The 16,839-nt window shown below is 67.9% G+C and carries 18 protein-coding genes; 13 read left to right on the top strand and 5 right to left on the bottom strand.

The window, feature by feature from the left end; all coding sequences use genetic code 11:
- The first annotated feature begins 87 nt into the window (after window positions 1-87).
- From IG178_RS01285 to IG178_RS01275, 3 genes are all read left to right on the top strand, one after another.
- Window positions 88-729 carry a KH domain-containing protein gene (locus tag IG178_RS01285; protein ID WP_193210680.1) on the top strand — a complete coding sequence of 214 codons (642 nt, stop codon included), beginning with the start codon at window positions 88-90 and terminating at the stop codon, window positions 727-729.
- A gap of 201 nt (window positions 730-930) precedes the next feature.
- Window positions 931-1,842 (top strand): dienelactone hydrolase family protein, encoded by a 912-nt coding sequence (locus IG178_RS01280; protein WP_193210679.1) that lies wholly within the window; start codon window positions 931-933, stop codon window positions 1,840-1,842.
- 111 nt (window positions 1,843-1,953) lie between these two features.
- On the top strand, window positions 1,954-2,184 hold the full coding sequence (locus IG178_RS01275) for a four helix bundle suffix domain-containing protein (protein WP_343225905.1): 231 nt from the start codon (window positions 1,954-1,956) through the stop codon (window positions 2,182-2,184).
- Window positions 2,185-2,216: 32 nt separating this feature from the next.
- Here IG178_RS01275 and IG178_RS01270 read toward each other — a convergent pair whose 3' ends face one another.
- Both IG178_RS01270 and IG178_RS01265 read right to left on the bottom strand, forming a co-directional pair.
- The gene (locus IG178_RS01270; protein ID WP_193210677.1) at window positions 2,217-3,107 is read right to left on the bottom strand and encodes an EamA family transporter; all 891 of its coding nucleotides are present in this window, start codon (window positions 3,105-3,107) and stop codon (window positions 2,217-2,219) included.
- Window positions 3,108-3,176: 69 nt separating this feature from the next.
- On the bottom strand, window positions 3,177-3,827 hold the full coding sequence (locus IG178_RS01265; protein ID WP_193210676.1) for a M15 family metallopeptidase: 651 nt from the start codon (window positions 3,825-3,827) through the stop codon (window positions 3,177-3,179).
- Window positions 3,828-3,992: 165 nt separating this feature from the next.
- Here IG178_RS01265 and IG178_RS01260 point away from each other — a divergent pair, with 165 nt between their 5' ends.
- From IG178_RS01260 to IG178_RS01230, 7 genes are all read left to right on the top strand, one after another.
- Window positions 3,993-5,324: an ethanolamine ammonia-lyase subunit EutB gene (locus IG178_RS01260; protein ID WP_425499860.1), complete on the top strand. Its 1,332-nt coding sequence runs from the start codon at window positions 3,993-3,995 to the stop codon at window positions 5,322-5,324.
- Window positions 5,321-6,055 (top strand): ethanolamine ammonia-lyase subunit EutC, encoded by a 735-nt coding sequence (eutC, locus tag IG178_RS01255; protein ID WP_193210674.1) that lies wholly within the window; start codon window positions 5,321-5,323, stop codon window positions 6,053-6,055. Before IG178_RS01260 ends, eutC begins: the two co-directional genes overlap by 4 nt.
- Window positions 6,056-6,128: 73 nt before the next feature.
- Window positions 6,129-6,812, top strand: a complete 684-nt coding sequence (gene creB, locus IG178_RS01250; protein ID WP_193210673.1) for a two-component system response regulator CreB — start codon at window positions 6,129-6,131, stop codon at window positions 6,810-6,812.
- 108 nt (window positions 6,813-6,920) lie between these two features.
- Entirely contained in the window at window positions 6,921-8,357 is a 1,437-nt protein-coding gene (gene creC, locus IG178_RS01245; protein ID WP_193210672.1) for a two-component system sensor histidine kinase CreC, read from the top strand.
- 81 nt (window positions 8,358-8,438) lie between these two features.
- On the top strand, window positions 8,439-9,203 hold the full coding sequence (locus tag IG178_RS01240; RefSeq protein WP_193210671.1) for a hypothetical protein: 765 nt from the start codon (window positions 8,439-8,441) through the stop codon (window positions 9,201-9,203).
- Complete coding sequence (locus tag IG178_RS01235) at window positions 9,200-9,955, top strand: hypothetical protein (RefSeq protein ID WP_193210670.1); 756 nt, start codon at window positions 9,200-9,202, stop codon at window positions 9,953-9,955. Before IG178_RS01240 ends, IG178_RS01235 begins: the two co-directional genes overlap by 4 nt.
- Entirely contained in the window at window positions 9,952-10,089 is a 138-nt protein-coding gene (locus IG178_RS01230; RefSeq protein ID WP_193210669.1) for a hypothetical protein, read from the top strand. The genes IG178_RS01235 and IG178_RS01230 overlap by 4 nt, the downstream gene beginning before the upstream one ends.
- A gap of 10 nt (window positions 10,090-10,099) precedes the next feature.
- Here IG178_RS01230 and IG178_RS01225 read toward each other — a convergent pair whose 3' ends face one another.
- Together IG178_RS01225 and IG178_RS01220 are read right to left on the bottom strand one after the other, a co-directional pair.
- Entirely contained in the window at window positions 10,100-11,242 is a 1,143-nt protein-coding gene (locus IG178_RS01225) for a TIGR03364 family FAD-dependent oxidoreductase (protein WP_193210668.1), read from the bottom strand.
- A gap of 7 nt (window positions 11,243-11,249) precedes the next feature.
- A complete protein-coding gene (locus IG178_RS01220) occupies window positions 11,250-13,157 on the bottom strand; it encodes a metallophosphoesterase (protein WP_193210667.1) in 1,908 nt (635 codons plus the stop codon).
- 111 nt (window positions 13,158-13,268) lie between these two features.
- On the opposite strand from IG178_RS01220, the gene IG178_RS01215 reads away from it, so the two are divergent.
- Entirely contained in the window at window positions 13,269-14,444 is a 1,176-nt protein-coding gene (locus IG178_RS01215) for a substrate-binding domain-containing protein (protein ID WP_193210666.1), read from the top strand.
- A gap of 13 nt (window positions 14,445-14,457) precedes the next feature.
- Here IG178_RS01215 and IG178_RS01210 read toward each other — a convergent pair whose 3' ends face one another.
- Window positions 14,458-15,663 (bottom strand): AraC family transcriptional regulator, encoded by a 1,206-nt coding sequence (locus tag IG178_RS01210; RefSeq protein WP_193210665.1) that lies wholly within the window; start codon window positions 15,661-15,663, stop codon window positions 14,458-14,460.
- Window positions 15,664-15,774: 111 nt separating this feature from the next.
- On the opposite strand from IG178_RS01210, the gene IG178_RS01205 reads away from it, so the two are divergent.
- Window positions 15,775-16,503, top strand: coding sequence for a PEP-CTERM sorting domain-containing protein (locus IG178_RS01205; RefSeq protein ID WP_193210664.1), 729 nt, complete (start codon window positions 15,775-15,777; stop codon window positions 16,501-16,503).
- A 39-nt stretch (window positions 16,504-16,542) separates the two neighbouring features.
- On the top strand, window positions 16,543-16,839 hold a 297-nt coding region (locus IG178_RS01200; RefSeq protein ID WP_193210663.1), incomplete at its 3' end, for a hypothetical protein.

Raw genomic sequence — 16,839 nt, 5'->3', positions numbered from 1 at the left:
AAGCCGCGCGGATTCAGAGATGGTTCGTTGAAATTCGACCTTCCCGAACAATCCGGGAGATCCGGAAGCAGCACAACCCAGGATCCGATGCCCAACCGCCTCTCCGAATTCGCCCATTCCCTCCGCCAGCTGGGAGAAGTCCAAGTGAATGACTGGGACCTGATGGGGCTGCTGAACCGGGACATCAAGGACCTCGAGATCGGCGACTCGCTGAGACGACTGGGAAACCGGAAGGTCATGGACTGGGACTTCAAGACCGCCATGCCGGCGGTGCACAAGCTCGCCTATCAGGAGGTCGACCTCGTCAGCCTGGTCAAGCGCGCGGCCCACTACAAGGTCATGGAGTGGGACTTCAGAAGCCTCTCGGATGACGATGCGGCGGTCGTTGAACCCGCGGAACCCGAAGCCGCTCCCAAGGTCCTCAGCGACGAGGAAATCGAAGCCGTCGTCGAGCGATTGAAGAACTTCCTCACCTTCGTCGCCGTCAGCCTCATCGACGAAGCCGACCGCGCCCGGATCAAGATCCAGCGCATCAACCGGGAGGTGGTGCGGTTCAAGATCGTCGTCACCCGGAACGACCAGATCAACCTGGTCGGCCGCAACGGCGTCACCGCCGCCGCCATCCGCAATCTGGTCAAGGCATCCGGACTGGCCGAAGGGATCCACGTCCTCCTCCAGATCCTCACCGACGATGAGGAACAAGCCCTGCTTCAGCGCGAGGGCGCCTGAGCGTCCGGCGCAGGGCAGGCTCTCCCGGAAAGCTGAAGGGCCTCCACGCTTCTCTCGGCAGGCTCCTCCACATCACGGGGCGCTTGGCGAGCTCCAGCTCGGCATGCCCGGTGATGGCTGATGTTCCGACAATCTCCGAAACGAAGCTCCTGTTCCGGGGTTTCCCTCGATCCGGCCGTCCGTCCCCGGCCGCTTCCCGCCATGTCCTCATCCCCAAAAACCGATGCCCCGCTGCCGATTCCCCAGGAAGCCTTCGACTGGTACGACGAATACGCCCACGGCATCATCGACCGCCGCACCTTCATCCGCCGGATCTCCTCCCTGACCGCGGCCGGCTTCACCACTGCCGCCCTGCTGTCCGCCCTGATGCCGGACTATGCTGCCGCCGAGCAGGTGTCCTTCAACGATCCCGCCATCAAGGCCACCTACGAGACCTTCCCCTCGCCGCAGGGCCATGGTGAAGGCCGCGGCTACCTGGTGGTCCCGACCGCCCTGCAGGGCAAGGGCCCCGCGGTGTTGGTCATCCACGAAAACCGCGGCCTCAACCCCTACATCAAGGACGTGGCCCGGCGCCTCGCCAAGGAAGGCTTCGTCGCCTTCGCCCCCGATGCCCTGCATCCCGCCGGCGGCTATCCGGGAAACGACGACCAGGGCCGTTCGATGCAGGGCGCGCTCGACCGCGGCAAGATCGAGCAGGATTTCATCGCCGCGGCGCGTTTCCTCAAGACGCATCCCCGCTGCAACGGCAAGCTCGGCGCGGTCGGCTTCTGCTTCGGCGGCTACATCGTCAACCTGCTCGCCGCCGCCGCGCCCGACGTCCTCGACGCCGGGGTCCCCTTCTACGGCACCCCTGCGGCCAAGGAGCTACGCAAGAACATCACCGCCCCGCTGATGATCCAGCTCGCAGAGCTCGACGAACGGGTCAACGCCAGCTGGCCGGAATACGAGCAGGACCTGAAGGCCAACAACGTCGACTACACCCTGCACCGCTACCCGAAGGCAAACCACGGCTTCCACAACGACTCCACCGCCCGCTACGACGAGGAGAACGCCACACTGGCCTGGCAGCGGACGGTCGCCTTCTTCAACAAGCACCTCAAGCCGGGCGGCTGATGGCGCTATGTGCATTTGACAGATTGCCCGGCGCCTCCAAGCAGCGGAGCCTCCTCCAATAAGTCCTATAGGACCCATGCTTGGGACAAGAACTCACGCGACGCCCTCTTCGTGAGGAAGCTCGGCCGCCAAGGCCATGACTTCTACGAGATCTGTAGGACTTATTTCGAAACCCGGCCCCCTCCTGTCGTCGCCAACATTCTCATTTGCCTCACCCACCAGACCAACTACCTCCTCGACCGTCTCATCGGCCGTATCGAGCTGGATTTCCTCCAAGAGGGAGGCCTTCGCGAGCGCATGACCCGCGCCCGCCTTGAAGCGCGCAGAAGCCACCGCCCCTGAAGCGCAGCTCACGCTTTCCTTCCCGTCCCCCCTCACGACAGCAACATCACCCCGCCGATGATGCCCGCGACACACAGCGCCTTGGCCCCGGGCTGGCGTTCGCGGAAGAGGAAGATCCCCAGCAGGAAGGACACGATCACCGAGGAGCGGCGGACCGGGGAGATCAGCGAGATCAGGGCGTCGGGCTGGCTGATGGCGATGAAGTAGAGAATGTCGGCCGCCAGCAGCGTGATTCCGATCATCGGCACCGACCAGTGCCAGCGGAAAGGCTTGCGCTGAGGATTGCGCCGCCAGGCGATCGCCGCCGGGACCAGCAGCACCCCGAGGTAGAGGGTGAACCAGGCTTGCACCGCCGAGGGCGTCAGGCCGGCGGACTGCAGCAGGAACTTGTCGTAGAGCGCCGACAAGGCGCCCAGCACGGTGGCGCCGATCATCAGGAAGACCCCCTTGTCGCGATGGAAGTGGATCCCTTCGCGCCGCCCGACCAGGGTGAAGACGAAGAAGGAGCCGAGGATCACCGCCAACCCGGTCCACTGGCGGGCGCTCGGTGACTCGCCGAAAAACATCACCGCCATGGCGATGGTCCACAGCGGACCGGTAGCACGAATCGGTGTGGCGATCGACAGCGGCAGCGCGCGGATCCCGCAGTAGCCGCAGACCCACGAAGCGCCGACCAGCAGCGCCTTGCACAGCAGGAGGCCGTGATCGGCGGGCCCGATGCGGGCGACATCGAGGAAATGCTGCTCCCCCGCCGAGGCCGAGGTGGCCGACCAGATCACCGCCGGCAGCCAGATGATCGACGACACCAGCACGCTGCCGAAAAGCACCGGCGTCACCTCATTTTCCTTCAGCGCGACCTTTTTGAAAAAGTCATACAATCCGAGGAGCACCGCGGAGATGACCGTGAGCAGGAGCCAGGACACGCGCCGTGAAGTAATGACCGAACACCGATTGGGAAGTCCTTTCTCCTCAGGCGGAGCCTCGCGGCGCCCTCAGGGGCCTGGCACCGGCTCGGCCAGCTCCTTGCCCGCCGCCAGATCGGTGAAGGAGATGTCGAGCACCGGATAGGACTTCCAGTCGCGGAAATCGAAGTGCCACCACTCGAAGGGATAGGGCTCGAAACCGTGCTTCGCCATCACCGCCTCGAGCTTCTTCATGTTCGCCCGCTGCTCCGCTGTCATCGCCTTGGAGTCGCGGTGAGCGGCCTCGGTGAAATCGTCGTATGGCCCCGGCATCGGCAGCGGGTTGCCCAGCTTGTCGACCAGCGTCACGTCGACCGCGGTGCCACGGGTGTGGCGGCCGCGGTTCTTGGCCGGATTGGAAACGTAGCGCTCGTCCTGCACCAGGTCCCACATCTTCTGCTGCACGGAGAGCGGACGGTAACCGTCGAAGATCTTCAGGCCCAGCCCCTCCTTCGCCAACGCGGCCTGGACCTTGGCCAGCGCCGCTTTCACATCCCGGTGGACCCAGACCGAGGGCAGCGGATAGAGCACCTCGCCGGTGAAGTTGTAGCGCGTGGCGTAGCGGACTTCCTCCAGCGGAGGCGGATCGATGCTCCGGGTCGACACCAGGTGGTGGGCGACCGGCTCCGCGCATGCGGCGGCAACCAGCCCCATCAGGAAAATCATCGCCGTCGTTTTCATCGTCCTGAAGGTCGGTTCTAGGCGCCACCGCCGGTTCGTCAACCGGCGCGGCCGATTTTCCATTCCGGCTCCCCATGCGGTGCGCGAGCTGCTACGCGTGGACCCGTGCCATGGACCCTCACCCTCGCCGGCCGGACCCACGCCTTCCCCGATTTGCGGTCACTGATGGCAAAGGCAACGCCGTTCCGCTCCGGCGACTCGCTCGCCGGGCTTGCGGCGGCATCCGCCGAGGAACGGGTGGCCGCCCAGTACGTGCTCGCCGACCTGCCGCTCGAGCACTTCCTCACCGACCTGCTGATCCCTTATGAGGACGACGAGGTCACCCGGCTGATCGTCGACCGCCACGACCGCGAGGCCTTCGCCCCGGTCTCCGGCCTGTCGGTCGGGGAGTTCCGTGACTGGCTGTTGCGCTACGAAACCGGACCGGACGAGCTCACCGCCCTCGCCCCCGGCCTGACGCCGGAGATGGCCGCCGCCGTCAGCAAGGTGATGGCGAACCAGGACCTGATCCTCGTCGCCTCGAAGTGCCGGGTCGTGACGCGGTTCCGCAATACCCTCGGCCTCCCCGGCCGGCTGTCGGTGCGGCTCCAGCCGAACCACCCGTCCGACGACCTGAAAGGCATCGCGGCGTCGATGCTCGACGGCCTGCTGTTAGGCTGCGGCGACGCGGTCATCGGGATCAATCCGGCGACCGACCGGGTCGAGACGACGGGTGCCCTGCTCCGCCTGATGGATGATCTCATTCAACGCCACGCGATCCCGACCCAATCCTGTGTCCTCGCCCACGTCACCACCCAGCTGCGCGCGATGGAAGAGGGTGCCCCGCTCGACATCGTCTTCCAATCGGTCGCCGGATCGCAAAAGGCCAACGCCAGCTTCGGGATCGACCTCGCGCTGCTCCGCGAAGCCCGCGAGGCGGCGCTTGCCCTCCGCCGCGGCACCCTCGGCGACAACGTGATGTATTTCGAGACCGGCCAGGGCAGCGCGCTGTCGGCCGACGCCCATCACGGGATCGACCAGCAGACGATGGAGGCCCGCGCCTACGCCGTGGCCCGCGAGTTCGACCCGCTGCTGGTCAACACCGTGGTCGGCTTCATCGGCCCGGAGTATCTCTACGACGGCAAGCAGATCACCCGCGCCGGCCTCGAGGACCACTTCTGCGGCAAGCTGCTCGGCCTGCCGATGGGCTGCGACGTCTGCTACACCAACCACGCCGAGGCCGACCAGGACGACATGGACACCCTGCTGACCCTGCTCGGTGTCGCCGGCTGCAACTACATCATGGGCGTGCCCGGCGCCGACGACATCATGCTCGGCTACCAGTCGACCTCCTTCCACGACGCCCACTACCTGCGCCAGGTTCTCGGCAAACGACCCGCCCCGGAGTTCGAAGCCTGGCTCGAGAATGCCGGCATCACCGACCGGCTCGGCCGGCTGCGGAGCAATCCCCTGGCCCTCGCCGAAGCCCCCCGCGCCCTCGGCCTCACCCCGCCATGAGCGACATCGTCCCCACCCTGCGGAAATGGACCAGCGCCCGGGTCGGCATCGGCCGCTGCGGCGGTTCGCTGCCGCACCGCGAACTGCTCGACTTCCGGCTGTCCCACGCCCGCGCCCGCGACGCCGTCCACCAAGCCTTCGACCCCGCGGGCCTGGCCGTCGAGCTGGAAGCCGCCGGCCGGCCGGTCCTGCTCGCCCGCTCGCAGGCCCCCGACCGCGCGACCTACCTCCAGCGCCCGGACCTCGGTCGCCAGCTCGATCCGGACTCGCTGGCGCGGCTGAGCGCGGCCCGAGCCGACCACGACCTGGCGATCATCCTCGCCGACGGCCTCTCCGCCACCGCCGCCCACCGCCAGGGTCCGCCGCTGCTCGCGGCGCTGCTACCCCTTCTCGAAACCTGGTCGCTCGCCCCGCTCATCATCGCCCCCTTTGCCCGCGTCGCCCTCCAGGATCCCATCGGCCACGCCCTCGGTGCGCGCGCCTCCCTGATCCTCCTCGGCGAGCGGCCCGGCCTCGGCGCCCCCGACAGCCTGGGAGCCTACCTCGTCCACGGCCCTGTCCCCGGCAACACCGATGCGATGCGCAATTGCGTCTCCAACATCCGTCCCGCCGGACTCCCCCCGGCCGCCGCGGCCCGGCGCATCGCCTGGCTGCTGGAGCAATCCCGCCGCCTCGGCTTCAGCGGGGTCGACCTGAAGGACCGCAGCGACGCCCCGCGGATCGGAGCTTGAGCCGCCGGCCGATTTCACCGTTTCTTCACGGACCGCGCATGGTCCCTGCCCGCCGCTGTCCGCAACTCCACCCATGAACGTCCTGCTCGTCGAAGACGAACCCGCGATCGCCGACACCCTCGTCTACGCACTGAAGACCGAGCGCTTCGAGGTCCAGCACGCCCTCACCGGCCGCGAAGCCCTGGATGCGCTTGCGGCGCAGGCCTTCGACTTCGTGATCCTGGACATCGGCCTGCCCGACATGACCGGCCTCGAGGTCTGCAAGCGCCTGCGCGAGAACTCGACGATCCCGGTGCTCTTCCTGACCGCCCGCGACGGCGAGGTCGACCGCATCCTCGGCCTCGAACTCGGCGGTGACGACTACGTGACCAAGCCCTTCAGCCCGCGCGAGATCGTCGCCCGCATCCGCGCCATCCTGCGCCGGGTCGGGCCGGAGGCCCCGGCCAGCGCCCCGCCGGAAGCCCCCGCCTCCACGCTCCACCACGATCCCGCCGCGATGCGGATCCACTGCCACGGCGAGGAACTCGACCTGACCGCGCATGAGTACAAACTGTTGCTCGTCTTCCTGAAGAACCCGCGCCGCGTCCTGTCCCGCGACCAGCTCCTCGACCACGCCTGGGCCGACCCTGGCGCGGTCACCGACCGGACCATCGACGCCCACATCAAGTCGATCCGGGCCAAGCTCCGCGCCGCCCGGTCCGGCGCCGAGGAACTCATCCAGACCCGCCGCGGCCTCGGCTATCTCTTCGTCCCGTAGGGGGTGGAAGTGGCAAGTGGGAAGTTCGAAGTGCCAAGGAGGGCAGCTTCGTCCCCTCGCCGGTTCTTTGGAACTTGGCACTTCTGACCTGGCACTTTCACTTCCCCCATGCGCCTCACCCGCATCACGCTGTTCTTCATCGCGCTGATCATCGCCACCGGCCTGTACTTCCTGATCCGCCAGCAACTTTCCGTCGTCGAGCCGCAGACCTACCAGGCCACCGAGGAGTCGATGGTCGATGCCGCCCAGCTGCTCGCCTCCTTCGTCGAGACCGACCTCGAGGCCGGCGGCTTCGACAAGCAGCGCTTCGAGTCGGCATTCCACGGCGCGTCCCGGCGCCAGTTCGAGGCCCTGATCCATGGCCACCTCAAGGACCACGTCGGCCTCGGTGCCTATCTCACCAACGCCCGCGGCGTGGTCCTGTTCGACTCCGGCGGCCGCCTCGAAGGCAAGAACCTGGCGGGTGCCCGCGACGTTTTCCTCACCCTCCACGGCCAATACGGTGCCCGTAGTAGCCGCAGCGACGAGAAGAACCCGATGTCGTCCGTGCTCCACGTCGCCGCCCTCGTCGGCCCGCCGGAGGATCCGTTCGGGGTGCTCACCGTCTACAAGCCTCAGATCGACGTGCTGCCGATCGTCGACGCCCGGCGCCGGCGCATTTACTGGGGCACCGGGCTGATCGGTTCCGGTATCCTGTTCCTGGTGACCGCCGTGTTCATCTGGCAGTACCTGCCGGTCGGCCGGCTCACCGAATACGCCCGCGAGATCGAATCGGGCAAACGCCCGCCGCTGCCGAAGCTCGGGGCCGGCAAGGAGGTCAACACGCTGGCCAATGCCCTGGTCTCGATGCGCGAGGCGCTCGAGGGCCGACGCTATGCCGAACGCTACGTCCAGACCCTGACCCATGAGATGAAAAGCCCGCTGGCCGCCATCCGCGGGGCGGCCGAGCTGCTCGACGAGGACATGCCGGAGTCCGACCGCCGCCGCTTCCTCGAGAACATCCGCGCCGAGTCCGGCCGCGCCGAACGCCTGCTCAACCGCTTGCTGGAACTCTCGGCCCTCGAAGGCCGCAGCAGCCTCGACGCGACCGCCTCGATCAATCTCGCCGAGGTCGTCGCCCGCGCCGTCGATCAGGCCCACCCGCCGGCCGACCTCGCCTCGGTCACCCTGGCGAGCCGCGTCCCGGAAGGGGCGGTGCCGGTACGCGGCGACGCCTTCATCCTGCGCGCCGCGATCACCAACCTGCTGGAAAACGCGATCGATTATTCGCCCGCCGGCTCGACGGTGGACCTCGAACTCCTCACCGCCGCCGGCAAGGCCGAGATCCGGATCTCCGACCGCGGGCCCGGCATTCCCGACTACGCGCGGGAAAAGATCTTCGAGCGCTTCTACTCGCTCAAGCACCACGCCTCGGGGCGCAAGGGCACCGGCCTCGGCCTGACGCTCGTGAAGGAAGCCGCGGAACTTCACGGCGGCACCGTCGCCCTCGGCCCGCGCGAAGGCGGCGGCACGGTGGCCAGCCTCACGCTGCCGCTGCTCGGCTGAATCGCCGCCCGCCGACCGGGAGCGCGGGCTTTTCATGCGCGGTTCATCACGCCTTCACCCGGGCGGTGCGGGATGGCGGCCGTGATCCGCCGCCTGCTGCAACCCGACGCCGCTCTGCTCGACGATCCCTCGCCGCGAAGGATCGCGCGGGTCGCCGGCGTCACCGTGCTGTGCCTGGCGGCCTATGGCTTCACGACCGGCTTCTGGCGTTCCCCCCAGCTCGGCGTCTACGTCGCCATCAAGATGCCGCTGCTGATCGCCTGCACCCTCGGTTGCAACGGGATCCTCAACGGCCTGTTCGGGCTCCTGCTCGGCGGCCTCGGTTTCCGTGAGTCCCTGCTCGCCCTGCTCAGCGCCTTCGCGGCTTCCGCCTTGCTGCTGGGCTCCCTGGCCCCGGTCACATTCATGCTGGCGCTGGACGCCCCGCCGCCCCATTCCGACAACGCCACCTCGGCCCACTCCGGCTACCTGCTGTTCCACGTCGTGCTGATCGCGATCGCCGGCATCACCGGCACCCTGCTGCTTTTTCGGATCCTGCGGAACCGCTGCGCCACCCCGGCCGTGGCGTCGGTCACCATGCTGTCCTGGCTGGCCGGGAACGGCATCCTCGGCGCGCAATTCTCGTGGATCTTCCGGCCCTTCTTCGGTTCGCCCCACCTCGAGGTCGCCTTTCTCCGCGACCACCCGATGGAAGGCGGCTTCCACGAATCGGTCTGGCGGGCCGTCCGCCACTTCACCGGTGACGACCCCCGGCTCGCCGCGATCGCCATGCTGGGGATCGCCGCCGTTCTCGCCCGGCCGATGTTCCGCACCCTGTTTCCCCGACCACAAACGATACGACCATGACCACCGATACCCCGCCAACCCCGCCCTTCCTTCCGGAGCCCCCCGCGCCGCGGGTCGAACCGGAGATTCCGGAAATCCTCGACTTCCGCGCCTTGTTCGAGGCCCTCCTGCGCAGCCCCAAGGCCCTCGTCGGCCGGCTGGCATCACCGGGTCACGGCGCCCTCCTGCCGCTCCTCGGCATCGCCGTGGCCTCCCTGCTGATCTTCGGCACGGTGCTCGGCAGCTTTGCCATGCACGAGCAACTGTGGGCGGCCCCGCTCAAGATCACCACCGGCCTGCTGGTCGCGTCGGTGATTTGTTTCCCCAGCCTCTACATCTTCTCCTGCCTCGCCGGTTCGCAAGCGGGCGCGAGCCAGCTGGCCGCCGCCATGACCGGCATGCTCGCGCTCGCCGGACTGCTGCTGCTCGGCTTCGCCCCCGCGGTGTGGATCTTCACCCAGGCGACCAACTCGTTCGGCTTCATGGGCTTCCTCACCCTGATCCCGTGGTTCGTCGCCCTGGCCTTTGCCTTCCGCTTCCTGCGCGACGCCGTGGTCGCCACCGGCGCCACCTCGAAAGGACCCTTCACCGTGTGGAGCTGCATCTTCCTGGTCGTGACCCTGCAAATGAGTACCTCGCTGCGTCCCATCCTCGGCCGCTCCGATCGATTCCTGACCGATGAAAAGAGGTTCTTCGTCCAGCATTGGATCGAGTCGGCCAGTGATGAACTGCCCACGTCCTCCGCCCAACCCGAGACCCCGGCCACCCGGTGAAAGCCAAACCTGTCAAAGCCAAGCCGCGTCCATCGTCCGCCCGCTCCGCGGTCAAGCCGCGCCCCAAGAAGCTGGTGACGCCCGCGCCCTGCGACCTGCTCTTCGAAGCCCTGCGCCAGGAACTCGGGCTGTGATCCGGACCGCTCAAAGGGCCGCATCACTCCCCGAGAACCAGCGCTCGGCCAGGCCGAAGGACATCGTCATCCCCGAGCCGCCGAGGCCGGTGAGGAGATGCACGCCCGGCAGCGGCTGCTGGCGGAACTCGGCGCCCTCCGGGTTCTTCGCATAGATCCCGTGCCAGCGTTCGGCGATCGTCCAGTCGGGGAAGTCGAACAAACGCCGCAGCTCGCGCAGCATCAGGTCGTCGATCTCCGCCTTGTCGAAGATCTCGATGTCGTCGCCGTACTCGTGCGAGTCGCCGAGGACGATCCCGCCGCCGCGATCCTGCGAAGCCATCACGTGGATCCCGTGGCGGTCGAGTTCCGGCGACTCGCGGGCGATGCGTTCCTTCACCGCGGCGAGGCTCGGGCAGACCTCGAAGTTCGCGTAATGGCGGAGCGTGAGCCCGCTGGCGAGCATCGGCCCCAGCTCCCAGCCCTTCGGCTGGGGCACGGTCCGCAGCATCTGCAGCTTGCAGGGCTTCAGCGGCGCCGCGGCGAACTCTTCCGGGAACAGCGATTCGAGGTCGTGTCCGGAACAGATGAGGATCTCATCGAATGCCAGCCGTTCGCCCGCCGAGGTGCGCAGGTAGCCTTCCCCGGCCTCCACCACGGGCGTTCGCCAGCGGAACACCACCGCGTGCCGCTCGCGCAGGAACGCGGGCAGGACCGCGATCGCCTCGCGCGGGTCGACGTTGACTTCCCGCGGACTGTAGAGCCCTGCCTTGGCCGCCCCCCGGCGCACGCCCCGGCAGCGGGCCTCGACCTGGGCCGGCAACCACATCTCGCACCCGTAGCCGAGCTCCGGACCGATCCGCGCGAACTCCTCAAGCACCGCCACCTCGTCGTCCCGGTCGACCACATGCACCGACCCGACCGGCTGGGCATGGATGCCGGTCGCCGCAGCCAGCTCCAGCCACAGCTCCCGGCTGCGCAGCGCGACCGGATGAAGACCGGCCGGCTGGCCCACCGGCCAGACCATCCCGAAATTCCGCACCGACGCGCCACGCGCCTTGTCGCTGCGCTCGAACACCGTCACCCGCGCCCCGCCGCGCGCCGCCATCCAGGCGTGGGCCAATCCCGAGATGCCCGCCCCCACCACCGCGATCCGTCTGCCGCTTTGCTTCATGATGTCCTCAATGTCCGCCGTCGTCCGCGCTCTTGGTCAAGGTCAACTGGTCGAACATCCGCCCCTCAAGGTCGTAGGCCTGGATCGAGAGCTCGCCCCCGTTCACCGTCACGTAACAGAAGTGGTGCCCGTGCTTCACATGGCGCTGGAAACCCGGCCGGTAGGGCCCTGCCAGCTCCAGCGGCCCGCCCGCGCCGCCGGTGACCATGTAGATCGACCCGCCCTTCTCCACCGGCCGCCCGTCGCGGATCGGCCAGGTCCTCTCGTAGCTGTGGACGTGGCCCGACCACACGATGTCCACTCCGTGCTTGTCGTAGAGTTCCACCAGCGGCTTGGCCTTGCGGTCGCCGAGCGTGGCCTTGCGGAGCGGCGTCTTCCAATCGTTGCCGTAGTCGTCGTCGGAGGAAAACGGCGGCTGGTGGTGGATGCAGATCTTCCACCGCGCCGTGCTCGCCGCCAGCTGCTGGTCGAGCCAGTGGTACTGCCCGCTCCCCGGACCGACGTCGCGGTTGGTGTCCAGCATGAAGAACTGCGCGTTGCCGAAGGTGAAGGTGTAGTGGTACTCCGGCTCCGGCAGGCTCATGTAGTCATAGTAGAAATGCGTGTCGTATTCGTGGTTGCCCAGGACCGGATAGAGCGGGACCCGCTCGATCAACGGCTTCATCGACGCAAAGAATTGCCCGGTCCACTGTTGTTTGGAATTGCCGGCATCCACGAGATCGCCCGCCACTACCACGAAGTTGGGGCGCAGCCCCCACGCCGCGAGTGCCAGCTTGCCCGCGACCTGGTCCTGGCGCTGGGTGTCCGAAAGCACCACGAAGCCGAACGGCGTTTCCTCCCGGTTCGCCGTCTGCAGGGTCGAGACGGGCGATTCGACCACCGTGCCCCGCCGGTCCGCGACGACCGCCTCGCCGTCCGCGGTGGAACGGGTCCGGTAGTAGTAGAGCATCTCGGGCTCGAGGCTGCCGAGGGTCACCTCGTGATAGGTGCGCGCCTCGGCCTCGGTCGCCACGCTCCCGCAGTCCGCGCTTTCGCCCCAGTGCAGTTCGCCCTTGCACGGGAAATTCGTCTCCCAGCGGACGGTCGCCTCGTTCCGGGTGATCCACTGCAAATAGGGTGCCACCACCAGTTCCGGCGTCACCGGCGCGGGGCCGTCGGCGGGCAACTGGCGCAAGGCCTCGCCGTGCTCGAGGTCGTGCGCCACCCACCCGGGCTTCGCGCAGGTGTCGTAGAGCCGGACCCCCGCGATCCGCCCGGCGTGCGGGAAGTTCTCGTTGGAGTCGCGGTAGGCCGCGAGCGTCAGCAGCGGGGCATCCGGCCAGAGGATGTCGCCGCTTTGTTCGGTGGTGGTCCCCACCTGCTCGCCGTCCTGATAGAGAGCCAAGGTCGTCCCGTCATAGGTGGCCACCACCTGGTGCAGCTTCCCCGCCTGGTACGGCGTCGAAGCGCGCAAGGTGGTGATTTTCCCGTCGCCGTCGTCCGCGCCCCGGGTCGCGAGCGAAACGGTGAAGCGGCTCTCGTCGTAGCCGAGCACCAGCCCCTTCTCGGCAGTCCCGTTGTCCTCCACCGCGGACAGGATCCCGCCGTAGCGCTTCGGTACGTCCACCGAGCACCAGGCGGCCACGGTGAAATCGCGGACCGGCAGCGTGATCCCCGCGGCGTCCGCCGAAAGGCCCGCCACCCGGCCGGCGAAGCGCAGGCCGGGACGGTCGTCGCCCCCGTCGACGGGTGCCTCGCCGAAGCGGAATGCCGGTCCATGACGCCCCTCGAGGAACAGGCTGCCGTCGTCCCGTTTCACCACGTCGCCACGGCTGAAATCGTAGGCCAGCACCGGCGACGGACCGCCGGGATGCGCGCCGGCGGCGAAGGTGAGCAGGAGCGAGAGGGCAACGGTGGGGATGGCGGCCGGATGCATGGGCGGGAAGGTTCGACGGGCGGTTTTATCCTGAGCCCCGGCGGCGGCCTCCCGCAACGGCAGTTTCGCCTTTTGAATTGACGAAATTGCCAATCCCGGCAGGGATCCGCCGTGGACCCGGATCTCCAGCAGCGGCGCGTGGGCGTGAGGATGGCCGATTGGGCCCAGGGCTTCGGCTACCGCTTGTTCGGCGGGATCCTCGACTACATCCGCTCCGGCCACCCGATGACCCTCGAGTTCGAGCAGCCGAGCGGCGGCGATCTGCCCCCGGTCCGGATCAGCCGCGGCTGGAAGGGCGACGGCCTGCTGGTCTTCCGGCCGCGTGCCGACGAGCTCGCGGCCTGGAAAAAACTCGGCATCCCGGGGGTGAACCTGAGCACCGAGCAGATCCCGGGCACCGCCGGTTTCCCGCGGGTCACCCTCGACAACCGGCGGGCCGGCGAGATGGCGGCCGACCACCTGCTCGCCATGGGCCTCCGGAACTTCGCTTACCTTCACGACTCCAACCGCTTCTATGCCGCCGAACGGCTCGCGGGATTCCGCGACCGCCTCGCGGCGGCCGGCTTCGGGGTCGAGGTCATCGACATCCCCGCGTCGACCTTCAAACCGTCGCAGCGCGCGAACCAGTTCCATCGGATGGCCTGCCACCGCTTGTCCGCGCTGAAGCCCCCCTGTGGCCTGTTCGCCAAGGACGACATCGCCGCGGTCGTCGCCATCCGCGCGCTGCGCCAGGCGGGACGGCGGGTGCCGGAAGACGTCCCGGTCCTCGGCGTCGCGGACGACATCGTTTACTGCCTCGCCACCACCCCGCCGCTGTCGAGCATCCGCTTCCCGGGCCGCGCGGTCGGCCACGAGGCGGCCCGGCTGCTCGACCGCCAGATGGGCGGGGAAAGAATCGACGCGCGGGAAAGAATCCAGATCCCGCCGCGGGGGATCGTCCGCCGCGAATCGACCGGCCGGGTGGAATACCCCGACCCGGTCGTCACCCGCGCCATCGCCACGATCGGCGAACGGATCAAGACCGGCACCGTCGCCGCCGGCGACCTCGCCCGGCTCGCCGGCGTCCCGCGCGAATCCCTTCGGCTGCGCTTCCAGGAAACCCTCGGCCGCTCCCCGAAACAAGAAATCGACCGGCTGCGCGCCGAGCACATCGGCGAGCAGCTTCGCCGCGGCGTGGAACCGCTCGAACAGATCGCCGAAGCATGTGGTTTCGGCGGCAGCGACGATCTCTGCCGCTTCTTCAAGCGCGTCAAGGGCTGCACCGCCGGCGAGTGGCGTCGCCGCTGAGGATCACGCCGGCTTATCCGCGGCGGATCTCTCCCGGCGTTTTCCCGGTCAGCCGCTTCACGAAGCGGCAAACCTCGGCGCCGCCGGCAAATCCGCATTCCTCGGCCAGCGCTTCCAGGGTGAGGTCGCTGTTGCGCAGCCGCTCGCTGACATGGCGGCCCCGCAGCCGCTCGATTTCTTGCTTCGGCGAGCGGCCGAGCGCCGCTTGGAACCGCTGCCGCAACAACTCCTTCGACACTCCCACCTGGGCCGCCAGCTCGGAAACCTTCACCACCCGCCGGTGGATCTTTCCCCGCAGGTGGTCGAGGGCGCGGGTCACCAGTTCATCCGAAAGCACCACGCGGCCGGTCGATTCACGCGACATCACCGGGCCCGGCTCGACCTCGATCCGGAAATCCCCGGGGATCTCCTCGCCGGACATCATCCTCCCTAACAGCACCGCCGCCTGATAGCCCAGGCGTGCCCCGGGAAACGGGATGCTGGAAATCTCGGGATCCATCATGTGGCAGAACACGATGTCGTCCGAGATCCCCAGCAAGGGCATTTCCTCGGGACAGGCGATCCCCAGCTTCTTCATCGCCCGCATCGTGGACACCGCCGCGATGTCATCCTTGGCGAGGACGCCGCAGGGCCGCGGCAACTTCGACAGGGGCCCGAGCAAGCCGCGTTCCACCATCTCCGGGCGCACCGGGATCGGGAACGACGAGGCCGGCGACTTGATCACGTGGCAGCGCCCGCCGAGCCGCTCCACCGCTTCACGAAAAGCATCGAGGCGCTCCTTTGAATAGCGGCGCGTCGACTCGTGGACATAGGCGAAGTCGCGTAAACCGAGCGCCGCCAGGTGCTCCGCTCCCGCCCGCCCCACCTGCCGGTTGTCCACGGTCACCCGCGGGAAGACCGGCGTCGCCCCGGGGAATTCGGTGCTGATGTTCACCACCGGGATTCCCCGCTCCCGCCACGAGGCGGCTTCCCCGGCGCGATAGCGGAAGACAATCAAGCCGTCGCCATGCCAGTTCTTGTCGATGACCTCGGGCGGCAGGTCGCCGCCGCTCGGTTGGTCGAAGTGCAGTTCGAGCTTGCCGTCTCGCCGCTGGAACTCCGCGAGTCCTTCGAAAATCCGCAGGCCGTAGCCCGTGGTCCAGCCGGGCAAGCGCACGCCCACCCGGAAGCGCCGACCCGGGAATCCCGGCGGCCGAGAACTCTGCCAATCCGGCTTCATGGCGAAAGCGTTACCGGCATATTGCGAAAATGCCAATCCTATTAGCGCTGCCGCCATTGTCACCGATCAACCGGTTTCCTACCCTAAAGCAATCGGATAAGACAAAAAATGATGAAAAACCTCCTCGTTCCCGCCCTCCTCCTCACCTCGTCCCTCGCCGGCTCCGCGGCCCAGGTTCTTGTGGTGAATTTCAGCAGCGCCTCCGGCAACGACATGTCCGCCGCGGACGCGACCGCCCTCGGCGCCGATCTTTTCCAGAACGTCAGGACCGGCAGCACCACCACCGGTACCACCGCCACCATCAGCCTCGCCGCGGTCACCGGCGGCATCAGCTACGCCGACTACTACCAGCAGAACCAGAACCTCGCCCTCGGCCAGCCCTACGCGACCCTGGTCGGCGCCAAGCTCATCACCTCCGGCACCGGTGCCGGCTCCAACCTGTCGGTGAACATCGACCTCGACCTCGGTGCCTGGCTCACCGCCGGCGACTACTCGGGCTACAAGGTCACCGTCTACTACGCGGGCCGTTCCGCCGGGGCGGAGACCCTGATGACCGACAGCACCGCGGACGTGCACTTCGACGACGGCACCCTCACGCCGGACGACACCGTCACCCTCTCGCATCACGGCGCGTCGCCCAACACCGCCTTCTGGGCAGGCATCGGCCATGAGCATCAGTTCACCGGCACCAACCTGAACATCCAGATGGACTACCTCGGCGGCACTTCGTCGGGCTTCCAGGCCGGGATCTCCGCGATCCGGATCGAGTCCGTCCCCGAACCCTCCGTCGCCCTGCTGGGGGCCATCGGCATCCTCGGCCTGATCCGGCGCCGCCGTTGACCCGCAGGGCACCCGCTAGAACCCGAAAAATCCCCATCGATGAAAAACTCCCTTCTGATTCCCTCCGTCGCCCTCGTCCTTTCGTCCCACGCCGGTGCCGCCAATCTCGTCGGTGAGTGGACTTTCGGAAATGCCGGCGACCTCGCCGCGGCCGCCAGCGGCAGCGCCCTCACCCTCAATGGCAGCATCACCGCCACCACCGGCCTCGACGCCTCGGACGGTGCCGCCGATGTCGCCCGCGACGCCTATTTCATCGTCACCCAGTCGATCGGACCCAACGGCGGCGGCAGTCCGACCCGCACCAACCGATTCACCATTGTCGTCGATTTCAAGGTG

This window comes from Neoluteolibacter marinus (assembly GCF_014904755.1).
GTDB classification, from domain to species: domain Bacteria; phylum Verrucomicrobiota; class Verrucomicrobiia; order Verrucomicrobiales; family Akkermansiaceae; genus Haloferula; species Haloferula marina.
This window is presented reverse-complemented; position numbering and strand designations above follow the sequence as displayed.